Source organism: Mycobacterium sp., from assembly GCF_049673265.1.
Taxonomy (GTDB): domain Bacteria; phylum Actinomycetota; class Actinomycetes; order Mycobacteriales; family Mycobacteriaceae; genus Mycobacterium.
Genome location: NZ_JBATXN010000394.1, coordinates 1 through 2,361, shown reverse-complemented (window position 1 = coordinate 2,361; position 2,361 = coordinate 1). Strand labels below are relative to the sequence as shown.

The window sequence follows — 2,361 nt, the reverse complement described above, 5'->3', positions numbered from 1 at the left end:
GGGCGACCCTGCTGGCCACGGCGGCGCTGGCGCTCAGCCAGGTCAACCGCGTGATCGGCGCGGTCCGTGGATCGGACGCCGACGGCGATCCCGGGCCGCCGCAGGCGTTGAACTCCACGCTGGAGTTCGACGTCCATGCCGGCTCGATCGTGGCGCGGCATTGGCCCAGGCATCCACTGTGTTCATGTTGACAGCGGTTGTTTTCAGATCGGTGCGGGCAAGCACCGACCCGTCATGGATGATGGTTGACGTGGCAGACATTAGACGTAAGGGTGCTGCGCGAAACGTGAAGCTGGCCGGCTTGGCGGGCGGCATCGCTGGCCGCACAGCGCTCGGGTTCGGCAAGCGGCTTGCTGGCAAGTCGCAGGACGAGGTCAACGCCGAACTGATGGAGAAGGCCGCACATCAACTCTTCACCGTGCTGGGCGAGCTCAAGGGCGGCGCGATGAAGGTCGGCCAGGCGTTGTCGGTGATGGAGGCCGCGATCCCTGAGGAGTTCGGCGAGCCGTACCGCGAAGCGCTGACCAAACTCCAGAAGGATGCGCCGCCGCTGCCCGCGGCGAAGGTGCACCGGGTGCTCGATGCGCAGCTGGGCACTAAATGGCGCCAACGCTTCTCCGAGTTCAACGACACGCCGGTGGCCTCGGCCAGCATCGGCCAAGTGCACAAGGCGGTGTGGGCGGACGGGCGCGAGGTCGCCGTCAAAATCCAATACCCAGGCGCCGACGAAGCGTTGCGCGCAGATCTGAAGACGTTGCGGCGCATGGTCGGCGTCGTCAAGCAACTCGCACCCGGCGTGGATGTGCAGGGCATCGTCGACGAATTGATCGAACGCACCGAGATGGAACTCGACTATCGGCTGGAGGCCGATAACCAGCGCGCGTTCGCTAAGGCGTATCAAGGCCACCCGCACTTTTTGGTACCGCACATCGTGGCCAGCGCACCCAAGGTCGTAGTTCAGGAGTGGATCGAGGGCGTGGCGATGTCGGAGATAATCCGCCACGGCACCGTCGAACAACGCGACCTGCTGGGCACGCGGCTGGCCGAGTTCATCTTCGACGCACCACGCCGTCTGGAGATGATCCACGGCGACGCCCATCCGGGGAACTTCATGCTGCTGCCGGAGGACCGGATGGGCGTCATCGACTTCGGTGCCGTCGCTCCGATGCCCGGCGGGTTCCCGGTCGAACTCGGTATGACAATCCGGCTGGCACGGGAGAAGAAATACGACTTGGTATTGGCGACGATGGAAAAGGGCGGTTTCATCCAAAAGGGCCAGCAGGTCTCGGTGCGCGACATCGACGAAATGCTGCGCCAGTACGTCGAGCCAGTCGAAGTCGAGGTGTTTCACTACACGCGCAAATGGTTGCAACGCATGACCTATCGCCAGCTCGACCGCTCGGTGTCGCAGATCAAGACAGCCCGCCAGATGGATTTACCGCCGAAGCTGGCGATCCCGATGCGAGTGCTCGCCTCCGCGATGGCGATCATGTGCCAGTTGGATGCGCACGTGCCGACAAGAGCGCTTTCGGAAGAGCTGGTCCCCGGCTTTGCCGAACCCGACGCGATCGTCGTCTAACGGCTTGCGCGGCTTGCGCCGAGATCGACGCCAGCGCGCATTACGTCGAAAAATATTGCGCTAACGTCGATCTCGGCGTAGACGTCTTCCCTAAGCGGCGACCGAATCCTTGCGCGGACGTCCGCGCGGTCGCTTGCGGTTCACGATCGAGCCACGGTCAAGGATCTCGCCACCCCACACACCCCACGGCTCTGCACGTTGCAATGCCGCGGCCAGGCACTGGCTTCGAATCGGGCAGTCAGCGCATAACGCCTTGGCGCGCTCCAGCTCCGACGGACTGTCAGCGAACCACAGGTCGGGATCGCCGAGGTGACAAGGCAACTCCGGCTGCTGCTCGTCGGGGACTGTCGATGTCGACATATCCGGTTCACCTGCTTCCTGGTCTGGCGGTTTTGCGGAGATCCGGACCAGGTGATGGGCTGTCGACCCAAAAACTGTGGCCACGGATCCTTGACTTCGGGTCCGTGGCCATTTGGCTAGATAGTGGGCTGTTACCTAGGTAGAGCCCCGATCCACGGACACTTCCGTCGCGGCGGCGTTACGGCGCTTGCGCGCGGCCGCCAAGGCGGCCGCGGCGGCATGGGCAGCATGATGGGAGCCAGTGTCGCCAGCCGAAACAACCGGGCATACACCGAACGTGTTCGTGGTGATCATCGTGGCTCCCTCCTCTCGTCGAGTTGCTACCGCGGGCGTGAAGATTGCGGTTCGAGGTTAAATCTTAACAGCTGGCGCGGCAAGTGATTTTCTGACCAGGGGTTTTGTGGCGACCCGCTGCGCCCGGC

Annotated in this window: 1 protein-coding gene and 2 pseudogenes; 2 read left to right on the top strand and 1 reads right to left on the bottom strand. The window is 63.7% G+C overall.

The window, feature by feature from the left end; translation table 11 throughout:
* Together WBF82_RS13625 and WBF82_RS13620 are read left to right on the top strand one after the other, a co-directional pair.
* Positions 1 to 191: pseudogene (locus WBF82_RS13625) on the top strand (cyclodehydratase); the annotation flags it as partial.
* Positions 192 to 234: 43 nt separating this feature from the next.
* Positions 235 to 1,579 (top strand): annotated as a pseudogene (locus tag WBF82_RS13620) (ABC1 kinase family protein).
* Positions 1,580 to 1,669: 90 nt separating this feature from the next.
* Here the strand turns inward: WBF82_RS13620 and WBF82_RS13615 are convergent.
* Positions 1,670 to 1,939 (bottom strand): WhiB family transcriptional regulator, encoded by a 270-nt coding sequence (locus WBF82_RS13615; RefSeq protein ID WP_424383536.1) that lies wholly within the window; start codon positions 1,937 to 1,939, stop codon positions 1,670 to 1,672.
* Positions 1,940 to 2,361: the final 422 nt, after the last annotated feature.